Annotated in this window: 11 protein-coding genes, 1 tRNA gene and 4 pseudogenes; 11 read left to right on the forward strand and 5 right to left on the reverse strand. The window is 41.7% G+C overall.

The features are described from left to right. Nucleotides 1-198: 198 nt before the first annotated feature. From IPL35_16700 to folP, 5 genes and pseudogenes are all read left to right on the forward strand, one after another. Nucleotides 199-720, forward strand: a pseudogene (locus tag IPL35_16700) (PKD domain-containing protein). 21 nt (nt 721-741) lie between these two features. Further along, a pseudogene (locus tag IPL35_16705) lies at nt 742-975 on the forward strand (PKD domain-containing protein). Between the two features lie 21 nt (nt 976-996). Further along, nucleotides 997-1,230, forward strand: a pseudogene (locus IPL35_16710) (PKD domain-containing protein). 122 nt (nt 1,231-1,352) lie between these two features. Next, nucleotides 1,353-2,288 (forward strand): PKD domain-containing protein, encoded by a 936-nt coding sequence (locus IPL35_16715; protein MBK8444941.1) that lies wholly within the window; start codon nt 1,353-1,355, stop codon nt 2,286-2,288. Between the two features lie 92 nt (nt 2,289-2,380). Then, a complete protein-coding gene (folP, locus tag IPL35_16720; protein ID MBK8444942.1) occupies nt 2,381-3,175 on the forward strand; it encodes a dihydropteroate synthase in 795 nt (264 codons plus the stop codon). Here folP and thiL read toward each other — a convergent pair whose 3' ends face one another. The 3 genes from thiL to IPL35_16735 all read right to left on the reverse strand — a co-directional run bounded on the left by thiL (nt 3,176) and on the right by IPL35_16735 (nt 5,196). After that, nucleotides 3,176-4,210 (reverse strand): thiamine-phosphate kinase, encoded by a 1,035-nt coding sequence (thiL, locus tag IPL35_16725; protein ID MBK8444943.1) that lies wholly within the window; start codon nt 4,208-4,210, stop codon nt 3,176-3,178. It lies immediately after the preceding gene. Between the two features lie 48 nt (nt 4,211-4,258). Continuing rightward, nucleotides 4,259-5,032, reverse strand: coding sequence for a cyclase family protein (locus IPL35_16730; GenBank protein ID MBK8444944.1), 774 nt, complete (start codon nt 5,030-5,032; stop codon nt 4,259-4,261). A 91-nt stretch (nt 5,033-5,123) separates the two neighbouring features. Next, a tRNA-Phe gene (locus tag IPL35_16735) sits at nt 5,124-5,196 on the reverse strand. A 331-nt stretch (nt 5,197-5,527) separates the two neighbouring features. On the opposite strand from IPL35_16735, the gene IPL35_16740 reads away from it, so the two are divergent. Next, a complete protein-coding gene (locus tag IPL35_16740) occupies nt 5,528-6,535 on the forward strand; it encodes a hypothetical protein (protein MBK8444945.1) in 1,008 nt (335 codons plus the stop codon). A 118-nt stretch (nt 6,536-6,653) separates the two neighbouring features. Here the strand turns inward: IPL35_16740 and IPL35_16745 are convergent, their stop codons facing one another. Next, nucleotides 6,654-7,166 (reverse strand): hypothetical protein, encoded by a 513-nt coding sequence (locus IPL35_16745; GenBank protein MBK8444946.1) that lies wholly within the window; start codon nt 7,164-7,166, stop codon nt 6,654-6,656. Between the two features lie 592 nt (nt 7,167-7,758). Here IPL35_16745 and IPL35_16750 point away from each other — a divergent pair. The 4 genes and pseudogenes from IPL35_16750 to IPL35_16765 all read left to right on the forward strand — a co-directional run bounded on the left by IPL35_16750 (nt 7,759) and on the right by IPL35_16765 (nt 14,083). Continuing rightward, nucleotides 7,759-10,856: pseudogene (locus tag IPL35_16750) on the forward strand (DEAD/DEAH box helicase family protein). Between the two features lie 58 nt (nt 10,857-10,914). Then, the gene (locus IPL35_16755) at nt 10,915-11,322 is read left to right on the forward strand and encodes a GxxExxY protein (GenBank protein ID MBK8444947.1); all 408 of its coding nucleotides are present in this window, start codon (nt 10,915-10,917) and stop codon (nt 11,320-11,322) included. 17 nt (nt 11,323-11,339) lie between these two features. Next, complete coding sequence (locus IPL35_16760) at nt 11,340-12,257, forward strand: hypothetical protein (protein MBK8444948.1); 918 nt, start codon at nt 11,340-11,342, stop codon at nt 12,255-12,257. A gap of 431 nt (nt 12,258-12,688) precedes the next feature. Further along, the gene (locus IPL35_16765) at nt 12,689-14,083 is read left to right on the forward strand and encodes a hypothetical protein (GenBank protein ID MBK8444949.1); all 1,395 of its coding nucleotides are present in this window, start codon (nt 12,689-12,691) and stop codon (nt 14,081-14,083) included. A gap of 162 nt (nt 14,084-14,245) precedes the next feature. Here the strand turns inward: IPL35_16765 and IPL35_16770 are convergent, their stop codons facing one another. Next, a complete protein-coding gene (locus IPL35_16770; protein ID MBK8444950.1) occupies nt 14,246-14,956 on the reverse strand; it encodes a PorT family protein in 711 nt (236 codons plus the stop codon). 222 nt (nt 14,957-15,178) lie between these two features. On the opposite strand from IPL35_16770, the gene IPL35_16775 reads away from it, so the two are divergent. Next, a complete protein-coding gene (locus IPL35_16775; protein MBK8444951.1) occupies nt 15,179-16,171 on the forward strand; it encodes an NAD-dependent epimerase/dehydratase family protein in 993 nt (330 codons plus the stop codon). Nucleotides 16,172-16,403 lie beyond the last annotated feature (232 nt).

The following is a 16,403-nucleotide window of genomic DNA, read 5'->3' on the forward strand; positions in this document are numbered from 1 at the left end:
ATTTTTTATAAAACAATACGCTTCTAAAAAGTGTGATGAATAAAATGAAAAATGCAAAGGTAAATGATTTTTTGTGCAAAAAATATACGAAAATTGTGCTTCTATAAGCAACAAATATAAAATATGACATATCATTCAAAAAATGATTTTATATTTGAGTTGTCCTATTTTTCGTATTCTTTCAATTTTTAATGTTTTATGAAATATACTTTACACCTTATATTCTACCTGTTTTTGAGTACTGCCTTATTCGCACAAGGCGACCCTTGCGCAAATTTTGCTGCAAATTTTGCTTTTGAAATCAGCAACGGCAACACCTTGATTTTTGATAACAATTCAAGTGGAAATTTCGGACAAAGTCTATGGACTTTTGGCGATGGCACTTCTTCATCGCTGTTTGATCCCACGCATATTTACAGCGAAAGTGGACAATATGAAATATGCCTTACAATTCAATCGGAATGGTGCAACAGTACAACCTGCAAATTAGTCACCGTGCAAATTCCTGAAACAGAATGTACCGCTCATTTTGTATATGAAATATCCAACACCGGACAGCTTTTTGTCAATGGAACAAGCAGCCAAGTGTCGGGCGGCACACAGGGCTACATCTGGCACTGGGGTGATGGAACGACCAGCGACGGCGCAACTCCTAATCATATTTACGCACAAAGCGGCGCGTATAATGTGTGCTTGGTCGTGTGGAATGATGCCAACAACTGCGAAGATGAATTTTGCCAAATGATTACCGTCCAAATTCCTACTCCCGAATGTACCGCTCATTTTGTATATGAAATGTCCAATACCGGACAGCTTTTTGTCAATGGAACGAGCAGCCAAGTATCGGGCGGCACACAGGGCTACATCTGGTACTGGGGTGATGGAACGACCAGCGACGGCGCAACTCCTAATCACATTTACGCACAAAGCGGCGCGTATAATGTGTGCTTGGTCGTGTGGAACGATGACAACAACTGCGAAGATCAATTTTGTCAGATGATTACCGTCCAAATTCCTACCTCCGAATGTACCGCTCATTTTGTATATGAAATCTCCAACCTCGGACAGCTTTTTGTCAATGGAACAAGCAGCCAAGTGTCGGGCGGCACACAGGGCTACATCTGGCACTGGGGAGATGGAACGACCAGCGACGGCGCAACTCCTAATCACATTTACGCACAAAGCGGCGTATATAATGTGTGCTTGGTGGTGTGGAATGATGACAACAACTGCGAAGATCAATTTTGTCAAACGATTACCGTGCAAGTTCCTGAACTCCTGAATGTACCGCTCATTTTGTATATGAAATCTCCAACACCGGACAGCTTTTTGTCAATGGAACAAGCAGCCAAGTGTCGGGCGGCACGCAGGGCTACGTCTGGCACTGGGGCGATGGAACTATCAGCGACGGCGCAACTCCTAATCACATTTACGCACAAAGCGGCGCGTATAATGTGTGCTTGGTCGTGTGGAATGATGCCAACAACTGCGAAGATGAATTTTGTCAGATGATTACCGTGCAAATTCCTACCTCCGAATGTACCGCTCATTTTGTATATGAAATCTCCAACCTCGGACAGCTTTTTGTCAATGGAACAAGCAGCCAAGTGTCGGGCGGCACACAGGGCTATATTTGGTATTGGGGAGATGGAACGACCAGCGACGGTGCAACTCCTCATCACACTTACGCACAAAGCGGCGTGTATAATGTGTGTTTGGTCGTGTGGAATGATGCCAACAACTGCGAAGATGAATTTTGTCAGATGATTACCGTGCAAATTCCTGAAATCAATTGTACCAACTTTGTAGCCGCTTTTACTTACGAAATCAATGGAAATATCATTTCGCTGCAATCCACCACTGCCAACGCTGCATCGTGGCTTTGGACATTGAACAATGTGGTTTTCTCCGATAATTCAACCCCTGCTACCGAAATACAATCCGGTGTAAATTCGGTATGTTTAAGTGTTACGAACACTGAGGGCTGCACCAACATGATTTGCGAAGCTGTAGAGATACCCGCCGCCGATGCCATAGAATTACCCGTTAATATGATTCAGGAAAAAATGAATCTGAACTGGTCAACCGCCAACGAAAACAAAACTGCTTCTTTACAGATTTACAATACTTTGGGGCAACTGATTTATCAGGAAAAGCTAAATTATCAATCAGTCGGACTACAGCTATACGAATTGGATACGAAATTTTTAGCACAAGGCTGCTATATTATTAAAATAGATTTTGGTAAAAATAAAATGGCGACCAACAAGTTTTATAAACTGCCCTAAATCCATACTCATTCGCCTTTATTTTGATATACACCGAAAAAACATTGTTGCGCTGCAAAGAAAAGCTCTTAGATGTGTCGCAGCCTTTGGTAATGGGGGTTTTGAATACAACGCCCGATTCCTTTTATAGTGGCAGCCGTGTGATGCAGCACGATGCCGCTTTGAAACAATGTGAAAAAATGCTGCTTGAAGGTGCAAGTATTATAGATGTCGGCGGGGCATCGTCGCGCCCACAGGCACAGGCGGTGAGCCTCGAAGAGGAGTTGCAGCGCAGTGTTTCTTTGATAGAAATATTGGTGCGTTCTTTTCCCGATGCTGTTTTTTCTATTGATACTTATCGCGCTGCCGTAGCACGAGCCGACGTTGGTGTGGGTGCAAGTATCGTCAATGATATTTCGGGGGGGGTATTAGATAAAGATCTTTTGCCTACCGTTGCCGAATTGCAAGTGCCTTATATTTTGATGCACATGCAGGGTTCACCGCAAACTATGCAGAAAAATCCCACCTACGGCGATGATATAGTATTGGATATTACCGATTATTTTATCCAAAAAATACAGCAGTTACAGCAATTAGATATTCAGGATATTATCTTGGACGTGGGTTTCGGCTTCGGAAAAACTGCCGTCCATAATTTTGAATTATTGCGCCGCCTGCGGGAATTTACGGTTTGGGGATATCCACTGTTGGCGGGTGTGTCGCGCAAATCTATGATATGGCGTACCCTGCACGGCAGCCCCGAAACCGCCCTCAACGGAACGACCGCCCTGAACATGATTGCCCTACTGCAAGGAGCTAAAATTTTGCGAGTGCATGATGTATGGGCTGCCCGCGAAACCATCGCTTTGTATCAACAATTATATCCTTCTTCTGTTGCCGCCGAATAGCTATGATGGTTTGCGTAGGGCGTTCCAACCCTGCGCTATCAGTTCGTAGCGGTTGCCATCGCGGGCTACGAAGGTTTTTCCTTGCTCGGCGGGCAGTATTTTTCCGATGACGCGCACATTCGGCATTTGCTCTATCTGCGGTAGTGCCTCTTTTTTTGCCGTAAAAAGCAATTCATAGTCTTCACCGCCGTTGAGGGCACAAGTTACCGGCGACAAATTGAATTGCATCGCCAAAGCCGTAGCATCGGCGTGCAAAGGGATATTTTCTTCAAATATGATGCAGCCTGTGCGTGATTGGCGGCAAATATGGAGCAACTCCGATGACAAACCATCTGAAATATCCATCATCGCGGTAGGCACGAGTTGCAAGGCTTTTAGTTGAGCAATAATATCGCGGCGGGCTTCGGGTTTGAGTTGTCGCTCTACAAAATAGGCGTATTCGTCTAATTGTGGGTTCATTGTCGGGTTTTCCAAAAACACCTGCTTTTCGCGCTCCAATACCTGCAAGCCCAAATAAGCTGCGCCCAAATCACCACTTACGCAAATCAAATCGTCGGGCTGCGCGCCACTGCGCCTCACTATATTTTCAGCTTCGCCGCTGCCAATAGCCGTAACGCTGATAAATAAACCGCGCTGCGAAGCACTTGTATCGCCGCCTACCAAATCCACCTGATAAAGTTTGCAAGCAGTACGAATACCATCATACAGTTCTTCTATCGCTTCTACCGTAAAACGGCTGGACAATGCCAAAGACACCAACACCTGCTGCGGCGTGCCATTCATAGCATAAATATCCGACAGATTAACCACTACCGACTTGTAGCCTAAATGTTTCAGGGGCGCATAAGTGAGGTCAAAATGTACGCCCTCCATCAATAAATCGGTGCTAATGAGCGTCAAATGCGAGCGGTGATCGAGAATGGCAGCATCATCGCCTACGCCCAAAACAGTGGAGGGCTGGCGGTGAGGAAAATTGGTAGTGAGGCGTTCTATCAAACCAAATTCGCCGAGTTGGCTAATGGGAGTGAGCGACATATAAATTATAAGTTATGAATTAAAAATTGCGTAAAAGTCTTTGGTTTTTCATTTCATTTTTGCCACCTGCTCCTCCAAAATGGTATATAATACCGGCATAGAAGGGCTGGCATCTAATTGCAGGCGTGTGATGTGCATTTGCAAAAAATAGCTGCCGTCTTTGATGAAGTCGGGTACATAGATGAGTTCGGTGATGGTGCAATGACGGCGCGTATGTTGTGGATATTGCCAAAAAATATGGTGTGCCGCCAATGTGCCGCCGTCCTCTTCGCGGTCAATGGAAGGCAAATCCAAGAGCAAATGTTCCACTCCTTTTTCTACTAAAAAAGCGGCAGCGGCAGCATCTAAATAGGGCGGATTAGTACCTGAATATTGCATCGTTTTTTTGTCTTCACTGTTGGGCAAAGTGCGAATAATGAGGGCTTCGGCATTCAAATCGCTGCAAAATGCTTCGAGGTGTTCGCGCAAAATGAGGCGGTCGCCGTTGTCGAGTAGCTGTGGGTATAAAGAAATCAACTCTGCCTTGAAAAAATACTGCTGTAAGCAATCGCTCAATACCCAGCTTTCTTTGGCAATATGCCCCGCACATTCGGTATGTGTGCCATTGCCGTGCGGATTAAGGCGTACATTTTTGAAATTCACCGCACCGCCCTGCTGCGTATCGCCGACAAAATCGCCACTTTTGACGGGTGTAATTTCGGGCAGGGGTGCGTAAAAGCAATTGGGGTTTTGAAAACCCGCCCGCAAAGGCAGCGCAATACAAAGCGGGCAACTCAAATCAATGGTATAGGCACGGTGCTGATGATGAAGCGTGGCTTGCATAAAAAACGTAGCGTAGCAATAAAAGCAAAAAAGTGTCAACAAATTTTTTTTGCCGACACTTAAAAAAACAAAAAATGACAAAATGAAAAAGTGGTACCTCCAGGAATCGAACCAGGGACACAAGGATTTTCAGTCCTTTGCTCTACCAACTGAGCTAAGGTACCAGCTCGCTATGACATATCATAACACCTTTTTGAAATTGACCTACAAGCAATAGGTTTGTTTTCAAAAGCGGCACAAAGTTACACTGTTTTTTTTAAAACCCAATAGTTGAGCAAATTTATTTTAAAAAAAATCATCTACTTCTACTTTGGTACAAAGGATACCTACCAAAGGCAGCAGAATTATTTATGTTTTTTTGTTTATTTTAAAACTAAAAGATATAAAGAGGTGTCTTTTTTTATTCTACCTTTGATTAAAGTAAGTAAGGTTTGCTTTTTTATCTATCAATATTCATTTATCATATTCTATTATCACATTTTATTTTTTTAGACAATGAAAAGAAAGGATTTTTTAAAAGGTGCGAGTTTGGCGGGTTTGGGCTTGGCAATACCCGACGGTCTGTCGGCTACTGCTCCGTCTGTACCTGCCGGCAGCAGCAGTTGCACCCTTATTCCGACCGAAACCGCCGGACCTTTTCCGTTGGATTTGACCGAAAATACTACTTTTTTCAGGCAGGATATACGCGAAACGGAAACAGGAGTGCCTTTTACGGTTCGTTTGAAAATTATCGGAACGGATAATTGTGAGCCGATGCAAAATGTGCGCGTGAATATATGGCATTGTTCCAAAGACGGACTTTATTCGGGATACAGCAGCAATATGAACCCCGCACCGGCGGGTAGCACTTTTTTGAGAGGATACCAGTTTACCGATGCCAACGGCGAAGTGGAATTTCTGACGATTTTTCCGGGTTGGTACAATGGGCGTATCGCACATATTCATTTTCAGGTGTATGTGAGTTCTTCCTATTCCGCTATTTCGCAGCTTACTTTTGATATAGCGCAAAAAAACGCCATTTATCTCGCCAATCCTACGCTATATACCAAAGGTGCTGACCCGCTGACTTTCAGCAGCGATAATATTTTTTCTGACGGCGTAGAATTTCAGTTGGCAACCCTAAGTGAAGATGCAACAACAGGCGGCTATACTTCTTATTTGGAAGTATCGGTGCAGGGCAGCGGCGTTACGGGTTTGGGGCATATAGAGAAAGAAACCGCCAAAGTAATGGAAGTGGGGCAAAATTTTCCGAATCCTTACCAATATCAAACCACTATTCCGATTACTTTAAAACAGGCAGCACATTTGAAGGTGGAGTTATGGGATTTGTCGGGTAAAAAAGTAGCTGCCGTATTTGATGAAAAAAGGGCGGCGGGCGTACACGAAATTTCTGTTGTTCCCAACCAACTCGAACTGCCCGTCGGCAATTATGTATATCAGGTAGAAGCCATCACCGATAAAGGGGATACTTTTCGTTTGCCCAAAATGATGACTTTCCGTTAATAGAATGATTTTTAGGTAAGTTCTTTTATTGAAAACAGCAGCACAGGCGCAACCTTTTTTGATACAGGTTTTTTGCTTGTGCTGCTGTTTTTTTATCGGGCTATCCCTTGTCAATTATCTATCCGGCGGCTTCAGGGAAAGGAGCGGGCGGCGTATCTGTTTCGTTGCCCTCCTTACTTTTACCAAAGCGGCTGTTGAAGCGGTCGATATGCTCCAAAGCGCGGTCTAAGGCGGCATTGTATTTTCTGCCCTGCTGAAAACTGTCATTTGCCCAGTCGCTTTTTTCCATCAAAGCCGCGCCGAGTGCCAGCACGGTGTCGCTGCTGAGTTCGGCTATTTCCTCTGCCCGCAGCATTACCTCGCGCCAACGGTCGAACTCCGCCAACAAGGTCGTAAACTCCGCCGCATTGAAACTCTCCGACAATTCTTGCGGAAACTCGCGCACCATACGTTCCAAATCGCGCACATACCCCTCGCGCCCTTCGGCTACGGTGCGCAAACCGGTGCGCTCGTTGTCGCTGAGGTTCACAGTGAATTTTTTCATCAAAGTGTGGCTTTTTTGCAGCGAGTCGAGTAAATCGCTCATTTGTGCTGCCGTGAGCGTTTGCGCCAAATCCAAATGTTTTTTCATTTTAAAAAAAAATTAAATTGTGAAATAATCAAGCAGGCATCGGTGCAATACCTTATCCTCGCTTTTTTTAATATCAGTGGAAAAATGACTTATAAAATCAGCGTTTTATTGTGTAGTAAAACGTAACGGTTAGGGCTATCGTATATATAGAGGGCTAAATTTTGTATCTGAACAACAAAATTGTCGTAAAACGACATTATTTGCGTACTGCACCTATCCTGAACTTAGGTAGTGCTTGCCCTAGGGTAGGTGCACCTATCCCAATGCAAGGAACACCTACGAAAAAGGTAGGTGCTACCTAGCAAAAAGGTAGGCATACCTACCAAAAAGCTAGGGTGACCTACGAAAAAGGTAGGTACTACCTAGCAAAAAGGTAGGCATACCTACGAAAAAGCTAAGACGACCTACCAAAAAGGTAGGTGCTACCTAGCAAAAAGGTAGGTCGTCTTAGTTGCGCCTTAGGTCGGGCTATTTTAGAGGTAGGTTGAGGGGGGATACGAGGCATTAAAAGCTATTTTGTAAATTCAGGGTGTATATTTATCTTTGCTATGATGGGGCAGAAACAAATAATAATTAATCTTAATAAAAAATAATGAGTATAATAGACAATCCAATATTAAATAGTCCTTATGTAGAGCCGCTGCTGCATTACAACACAGACAGCGAAGGTAGTTTGGACTATACAGATATTCGCAAAGGACGGAGAATATTTAAAGCGGATTCGGCGGTTATACCTACCCGACAAACAGGACAGAAAGAAGTTTTTGAAAGGAACGAAGATGCCGAAGAATACATTGCTCTCCTCATTAACCTTTGCCGAAAAGAAGTTGGACTTTGGCGAACAGCCAATTATCCAAACACAACAAGAGTAACGAAAGAACTTCTGACTTTTTGGTTTAACAATCCCGAAAGACTTGTAACAAAAAAACTTTTCTTTGCCCAACAAGAAGCGGTTGAAACCGCTATTTGGCTCAATGAAGTTGCCGAAAAATCAAATGCTGGACAACACATTTTAAACTTGCTTCGCAACGGACAACAAACTGTAAGTGACGACCCAGCCGACCAACTTCCGAGAATTGCTTTTAAAATGGCGACAGGTTCGGGCAAGACGGTTGTAATGGCTTGTTTAATTTGTTATCACTATTTCAATAGACAAGAATATAGAAACGATACACGATTTGCCGATTACTTTTTAATTGTTGCACCGGGTGTAACTATCAAAAGCAGATTTGGCGTTTTATTCGTTGACACGAAAAACAAAAATCCGAAAGACATTGAAGATTATTACCGTGTTCGTGGGTTGATTCCTGCGAATATGGAACATCGTTTGGAAAATCTGAACGCAAGATTGGTAATAACAAACTATCACACTTTTGAACCTAAAATTCTGCAAGGCAACAAACGCAGCCCTTTTGACGGTAAAGTGGATTTAGAAGGCAAGAAAATGGACACCGACAACAAAGAAGATTTTACACAAGTTGTAAAGCGGACTTTAGGGAAATTCAAATCTGGCAGTAGGGTTTTGATTTTAAATGATGAAGCACACCATTGTTACAAACCAAAACCTTCAAAAAAAACTACCGACAATGAAGAAGCTGACGAAAACGCAAGAGCAGCCGTTTGGTTTAGCGGACTTCGTGAAATAGCAAAGAAGTTTAAACTGCAAGCAGTTTATGACCTTTCTGCAACCCCTTATTATTTAACAGGTTCAGGTTACACACCTTACAGTTTATTTCCTTGGGTAGTTTCAGACTTTGGTTTAATTGAAGCGATTGAAAGCGGGTTGGTGAAAATCCCATTCCTACCTGAAAGCGACAACACACAGGAATTGACAATGCCAGTGTTGCGGAATTTATACGACCACGTTAAAGATGATTTACCAAAAAAAGGAAGGACAACTACAAAAAAAGAAGCAAATGCCGAAGGCAAAAAATATATTGAACAAAGACCAAATCTGCCACCATTAGTAAAAGGTGCGTTAGACCAATTTTACAATCACTATGTTGAATATGATAAAGGTATCCGTAAGCATAAAGAAGAAAAGAAAAGTCTATTTTCTGCACCGCCAGTCTTTATCGTGGTTTGCAACAACACAGGTGTATCTAAGGAAGTGTATAAATACATTGCAGGTTACGAATACCTTAATAGTGATGAGTTGATAGTTGTAAGTGGTCAGTATGATTTGTTTTCTAATTATGATGCTACTACAAAAAAACCTCTACGAAGACCACCAACATTGCTGATTGACAGTGATGCTTTGGAGAATGGCGAACAAATCAACGAAGACTTTAAGAAGATTTTTGCTTCCGAAATCGAAGAGTTCAAAAAGGATTATGCCCGAATGCACGGACAAGGAAGCATCTCCAACATCTCCGATGCTGAAATTCTTCGTGAAGTGGTAAACACCGTTGGTCAGCAAGGTAAATTAGGTTCACACATTCGTTGTGTAGTTTCTGTTTCTATGCTTACCGAAGGTTGGGATGCTAACACGGTAACTCACATTATGGGTTTACGTGCTTTTGGTTCGCAATTACTTTGCGAGCAAGTGGCAGGTAGAGCTTTGCGAAGAATGAATTATTTTTGCAGGGCTACGATAAGGACGGAAATCCTACCAACGACAAACGAAAAATCGTCATCGAAAAATTTCCGCCTGAATATGCTCATATTATTGGCGTTCCGTTCAAAATGTTTAAAGGGGGCAAAACCGAAACACCGCCGCCGCCTGTTGATTTAACACATATTGCTGCTATTCCTGAAAGACAGGCTGAAATGGAAATAGAGTTTCCGAATGTAATTGGCTACCGTGTGGAGAATTTAGATGATGATATAAAATACGATTTCAGCAATATTGAAAATTATGAAATTTTCGGTATGCCAACTGTTACAGAATTGGTAAGTCCAATTTCACCCAACAAAGAAATATTGCAGGTAAAAAGTGTTTTGGAAAAACGTGACCAAGAACTCATATTCCTAATTACAAAAGAACTAATAAGGCAAAAGTTTAGCGATGAAAATGGGCAAAATCCACACTTTCATAAATTCAATAAACTAAAAAAGATAGTCGAAGAATGGTACAATGAAAAAGTTATTGTCCTCAATCTTGAACCACAGTTTAAAAAGCTGCTTTACTTTGAAGAACCAAGTGAGATAATTGGACACATATATCGTGGCATCAACCCACATCTTAACACCACCGAACATATAAGACCTGTGTTTAACTATTACAACAAGTTTAGCAGCACTAAATATGTAAGTGGATATACAGTTAAAGATGTTTACAAAACAGATAAAAGCCACGTAAACTATGTGGTAATGGACAGCGATTGGGAAGGTATATGTGCCAAAACATTGGAAGAAATAGAAACGGTTGAATGTTATATAAAAAACCAATTTTTAGGTTTTGCCATTCCTTATACTAAAGACGGCAAAGACTTACAGTATTTACCTGATTTCATAGTTAGAGTGAAAGGAAAAGATGGATTACCCAAAAACTTGATAATTGAAATAACAGGACAAGATAAAAAGAAAGACAAAGCAGAGAAAAAATGGTTTGTAGAAAACCGTTGGATTCCTGCTGTAAATGCTTTAAAGGATAAATACGAATATCCCGAATGGCATTTTATTGAAGTGGCAAACGACATCCGAAATATCAAGAATCAATTAATCGAAAAAATAAACTCCATTATCTGAATCGCAGATTAGGCAGATTAATAGATTTCACAGATTAAAAATTTAGAGAATAAAAACTATGGAAGAGTTAAAGCATAAAGACATAACTGAAAAAATTATTGGTGCTTCTTTTGAAGTACACAAATTTTTAGGAAATGGCTTTCAAGAAGTCATTTATCAAAGAGCCTTAGCTTATGAAATGAGCAAGGCAGGTTTAGAATTTGCCCGTGAAATTGAACAAGAAATTTTCTACAAAGATTTGTCTGAGCCAATTGGCACCAGAAGGGCAGATTTTGTAGTAGAAAATAAAGTGTTGGTGGAATTAAAGGCAATTATTCAATTGGACGATGTGCATTTAGCACAAGCATTAAATTATTTGAAAGCCTATAAATTAGAAATTGGCTTACTCATCAATTTTGGTGCAAAAAGTTTAGAGTTTAAAAGACTGATACTCTCTCAAAAATCAGCGAAATCTAATAATCAGTAAAATCAGTAATTCAGACAATGGAATCCATAAAACACAAAGGCGACAAACGTGCCCACATACCCAGCAAAGAAGAAGCGGGTTATGAAGAAGCTAACGAGAAAGTAAGCAGCGGCAAAAAGGTATTGGAATTGCCCAAAAACCCTGTGGTACACCGTGGGCAAGACCCCGAACTCTTTTGGCTCAACAAATACGGCAACGACGACCGTGATGATTTGTTGCAGGTGGACATACGCAGCCTCTACCGCCACGAACACATAGCACCCGAAACGCTAATTAAAAATCTGTACAATGTAACGGAAACCCAGAGCAACCAAATGGATTTGTTTAGTGTAAACGAACTATTTGGCAATGCTTTAGATAAAGACGAACTCGAAAAAGTAAGTGAATATTACCACCACCAAGACGGCTGGACAAACCGACTCATACAAGGCGATAGCCACCTCGTAATGGCGAGTTTATTGGAACGTGAAGGAATGGCGGGGCAGGTGCAAACCATTTATTTTGACCCACCTTATGGAATTAAGTATGGAAGCAACTGGCAAATAAAATTAAACAACCGAGATGTAAAAGATGGTAATGATGAAGCACTAACAGGAGAACCTGAACAAATAAAAGCTTTTCGTGACACTTGGGAACTCGGTATTCATTCCTACCTTTCTTATTTAAGAGATAGATTATTAATAGCAAAAGAACTATTGAATGAAAGTGGTTCTTGTTTTGTACAAATTTCCGATGAAAATGTGCATTTAGTAAGAAATTTAATGGATGAAGTTTTTGGAAGTGAAAATTTCATTTGTTTAATTTCTTATGCAACAACAAGTGGGTTTGAAACTTCAACACTTTCAAGAGCAGGCGATTACTTACTTTGGTATTCAAAAGATGCTTCAAAAGTAAAATATAGGACACTTTATAAAGAGAAAGGAGTTTGGTGGTGAAGACTCATCTGCATACAAAAAAATTGAATTAAAAATGGTAGAAGAATATCAACTGAAGAATGGGAAAAGGAAAATTTGTAAAATTTAGCTTACCAATGAAACCTGATGGCTCTAAAGATGAACTCATCTTTTATCTTCTCAAAATCCACCAAAAGAACTTGCTTTTATGAATTTGAATTTAGAAGGAAAATTTATGAACCTAAAAAGGGTAATCATTGGAAAAGCAAATTATCAAAATGGTATGAATAGACTTAAAGAATATAAGCCAATTGATAAGAGTTAATCTTTTGGTATGTTAGATACTTCAAGATTTCAATTTATGCCAATAAATAACCTGTGGACCATTGATAATCTGGGGCAAAATCAATTTGGTGGGGATAAAATTTATGTTGTTCAAACCACACTTGACAATAGTTAAACGCTGCATTTTAATGACGACTGACCCAGGCGATTTAGTTTTAGACCCAACCTGTGGAAGTGGTACAACAGCTTTTGTAGCTGAACAATGGGGAAGAAGATGGATAACGATTGATACCAGTAGAATTGCCTTGAACATTGCCAAGCAGCGTTTAATGACGGCGGTGTTTCCGTATTACAAACTCTATAGTCAGCATCACGGATTAAGCGGATTAAATGATTCCACAGAAAAAAACGGTAAAATCTATAAATCTGCAAAATCAGCGATTCAGACAGAAGGAGATATTCGCCAAGGCTTCATCTACAAAACCGTTCCGCACATTACCTTAAAATCGTTGGCAAACGATGAACCGCCTGCCACAGAAACACTTTACGACCAACCCGAGCAAGACAAAAAACTACTTCGGGTAAGTGGTCCTTTCACCGTTGAAACCTTACAAAACTATGAACCCATCAGTCCAGAAGAATTAGACAAGAATGATGAGTGGTCGGTGGTGAGTGGTCAGTTTGAAGAGACCATAAAGCAGCATTTGCTTTCAGCAGGTATCAAAAACGGCAGAAAAGATGAAATGGTGGTTTTTAAACCAGATATGAGAAATTTAAGTGGAGAAGCTTTGCACCTTGAAGGGTATTACCAAACAGAAAAAGGGGAAGAAAAAGCCTATTTTCACATTGGTCCGAAATTCGGAACGGTGAGTAAAAAATTGGTAAGCGATGCGGTAAAAGAATGTCGTCAAAAAGGAGATGCCAACTGGCTCATTATTCTCGGTTTCAGTTTTGAAAGCGACATAGAAGGCGGCACGCAAACGATGAGTATGGGGACATTTGAAGTGACAAAAGCGCGTATTCACGATGATTTATTGCAAGAAGGATTAAAAAAGAAACCCGCAAAATCAGCCGCCAGTTTTGTAACCATTGGCGAGCCTGATATTGAGCTTATTCGTCTGAATCACAGATTAGAGGGATTAAAAGATTCCACAGAAAAAATCAGCGAAATCCCCAAATCCGAAAAATCCGTGATTCAGACAATGGTGCAAGTAGAAATCAAAGGCTTAGACATTTACGACCCCATCAAAGACGAAGTAAAAGCCCGTAATGTTCACGACATTGCTTATTGGATGGTGGACGAAGATTATGACGGTAGCAACTTTGTGGTGAAGCAAGTATTCTTCTGCGGTGGAGACAAAACCGAATTTGATAAATGGAAAAAAGGATTGGATAATTTAGCCAAAGACAGCACCAAAAAGAAAGTGGAGAAAACCCTAAAAATAGAAATTGACGATGAAGCCTTCGACCGTTTGTATGGACACATTTCGCACCCCATCGAAATCAAAAAGAAAGGACAAAAAATTGCGGTTAGAATTATCAGCCAATTTGGAGAAGAATGTACAAAGGTTTTAACAGTATAAAATATTTTTCTGTTTAGAATCTAAAAAAACACATAAAAATCCGCAGTATAGCATCTTACAACTATACTGCGGATAAAAATTGATAAAGACAAACCAATAAAAGGCATTAAGCAACTTTAAATAAAAAAAGGAGCGAAGATTTTTATCTACTCCTATGTTTTACTACAAACTATTAAAACTAATCCCCACCGAAAAAGTGGTAATTTCGGGAGCACTCCCTTTTTTGAAAATAGGCGTGAGCGAATAAAAACCCACCAAATTAAACCCGCCGTAGCCGAGGCGCAAGGTAGGTCCGAAACGAATTTCATTGCGGTGTGGTAGTTTGCTTTCTTTTATCTTCGTTACATACTGAATATTGGCATCATTGACCACCGTGCCATAATATTTGGTATGCACATTGAGCAAATAGCCCACCCGCAAACCAATGCCCACCTTAAATCGGTTGCCCGACTTATCCGCCGCACTCCGCCAGCGCAACTCCAAAGGCACTTCTAAGTAGTTGGCAGAGAGTTTATTTCTTTTGTAGGTGGTGCTACTGTCAATAGGTATGGCGAGCAATTTGGAGCTATCTCGCTCAAAAAGTCGGTTGTTAAACAAATTGTGCGAGCTGAAACCGATACCGGGCGAAAACGAAAAATGCCCACCTTTGCCCAAAGGAATATCATAAGCTAAATAAAAATTAGCCCCGCGACTGTACCACTTGGTCGTCATACTGTCGGGCAAAGCAGATGCCCCCACATAATTGAGTTCGAGCACCAAGCGGTCGGAAGAAGCCTTTTTGACGGTTTCGGCTGTACCTTTTTCTGTTTGACTCCACAGCAAGGCAAAAGGCATACACAACAGGAGCAGCATCGCCCCCCAACGTTGATACATTGATGTTATCATAAAAAAAGTAAAATAGGATACAGAAAAGTATGTTTTAAAAAAAATTTGTTTTTGTTTCCGATAAAATACTGCCGTTTTGTGGGAGCAGCCCCCGTTTTGCAGCGTGTAAAAGTAAGCCCAATTTTCGGCTATTATAAACTTTTAAGCCGCTACTTCAAAAATCTTTCTTTCAGCTACTTATCTTTACACTTTCTTTTCAACGAAATTTTTATGATACTCGTTACCGGAGCCGGCGGATTTTTAGGGTTAGAAATAGTGCGTTGCTTGCAAGCGGCGCAGCAACCTGTGCGTGCTTTGTATCATCGGCAGTTGCCCGCCAACGCCCCGTGCGAGGGCGTAATGTGGGTGCAAGGCGATATTTTAGATCTCGTTTCGCTGCAAGCGGTTTTTGAGGGCGTTTCGCAGGTATATCATTGCGCGGCGGTGGTGAGCTTTTCGCCAAAGCACCAAGCCGCTATGCTCAAAACCAACTGCGAAGGCACTGCTAATGTGGTAAATATGGCATTGCAGGTAGGCATACAAAAACTGCTGCATGTGAGTTCGGTGGCGGCATTGGGACGCAGCAAAATTACAAACACACCGCCGCCGCCGCTTGACGAAACCACGCGCTGGGTGGACAGCCCCCTGAACAGCGAATATGCCAAAAGCAAATACAAAGCCGAAAAAGAAGTGTGGCGCGCTATGGCAGAGGGTTTAAATGCTGTCATTATCAACCCTTCTATTATTTTAGGACCTTGGGACTGGAACAGCGGAACGGCGAAGTTTTTTGCGCAGATGTACGATGAATTTCCTTATTACACCACCGGCACCAATGGCTTTGTAGATGTGCAAGATGTGGCACGCGCCGCCTGCGCTTTGATGAACAGCGATATTTCGGGCGAGCGATTTGTATTAAGCGGCGGCACTTATTCGTATCAGCACCTGTTGGAGAGCATTGCTTTTCATTTGGGTAAAAAACCGCCCACGCGCCACGCCCGCCCGTGGATGCTGGAACTGCTCTGGCGGTGGGAAGCCCTGAAATACCGGCTTGGCGGCACAGAGCCGCTGCTCACCCGCGAAACCGCCATTTCGGCGCAGGAGCACTACGATTACGATACTTCCAAAATACGCCGCACCCTGAACTTTGAATTTACACCACTCGAAAAGACCCTCGCCCGCACGGCGGCAGTATTTTTGAAGGAGCACGAAAAAAAAGTTGATTAGAAAAATCAGCCGGAGTATTTTAGTAATGATTTTATTATGTACGAAATTCTTTTCACAAAAAAACAAAAAATCTAAGAACACCTATCCCTATCAAAACATCACCTACAAAAAAGGCAGGTGAACCTATAAACCTCAGTTTTACTGCTATCTTGAACGCCAATAATATTTTGAACGAAAAATATATTTCAGATGCCAACGACAGCAGCAGTGCCACCACAGTTGCCGACCTCAA

The organism is Sphingobacteriales bacterium, assembly GCA_016711285.1.
GTDB lineage: Bacteria > Bacteroidota > Bacteroidia > Chitinophagales > UBA2359 > JADJTG01.

What these genes read in the sequence shown, in the direction of transcription:
- folP (MBK8444942.1), top strand. Translation starts at nt 2,381, where the DNA reads ATGGGGGTTTTGAATACAACGCCCGATTCCTTTTATAGTGGCAGCCGT.
- thiL (MBK8444943.1), bottom strand. Translation starts at nt 4,210, where the DNA reads ATGTCGCTCACTCCCATTAGCCAACTCGGCGAATTTGGTTTGATAGAA.
- IPL35_16730 (MBK8444944.1), bottom strand. Translation starts at nt 5,032, where the DNA reads ATGCAAGCCACGCTTCATCATCAGCACCGTGCCTATACCATTGATTTG.
- IPL35_16740 (MBK8444945.1), top strand. Translation starts at nt 5,528, where the DNA reads ATGAAAAGAAAGGATTTTTTAAAAGGTGCGAGTTTGGCGGGTTTGGGC.
- IPL35_16745 (MBK8444946.1), bottom strand. Translation starts at nt 7,166, where the DNA reads ATGAAAAAACATTTGGATTTGGCGCAAACGCTCACGGCAGCACAAATG.
- IPL35_16755 (MBK8444947.1), top strand. Translation starts at nt 10,915, where the DNA reads ATGGAAGAGTTAAAGCATAAAGACATAACTGAAAAAATTATTGGTGCT.
- IPL35_16760 (MBK8444948.1), top strand. Translation starts at nt 11,340, where the DNA reads ATGGAATCCATAAAACACAAAGGCGACAAACGTGCCCACATACCCAGC.
- IPL35_16765 (MBK8444949.1), top strand. Translation starts at nt 12,689, where the DNA reads ATGACGACTGACCCAGGCGATTTAGTTTTAGACCCAACCTGTGGAAGT.
- IPL35_16770 (MBK8444950.1), bottom strand. Translation starts at nt 14,956, where the DNA reads ATGTATCAACGTTGGGGGGCGATGCTGCTCCTGTTGTGTATGCCTTTT.
- IPL35_16775 (MBK8444951.1), top strand. Translation starts at nt 15,179, where the DNA reads ATGATACTCGTTACCGGAGCCGGCGGATTTTTAGGGTTAGAAATAGTG.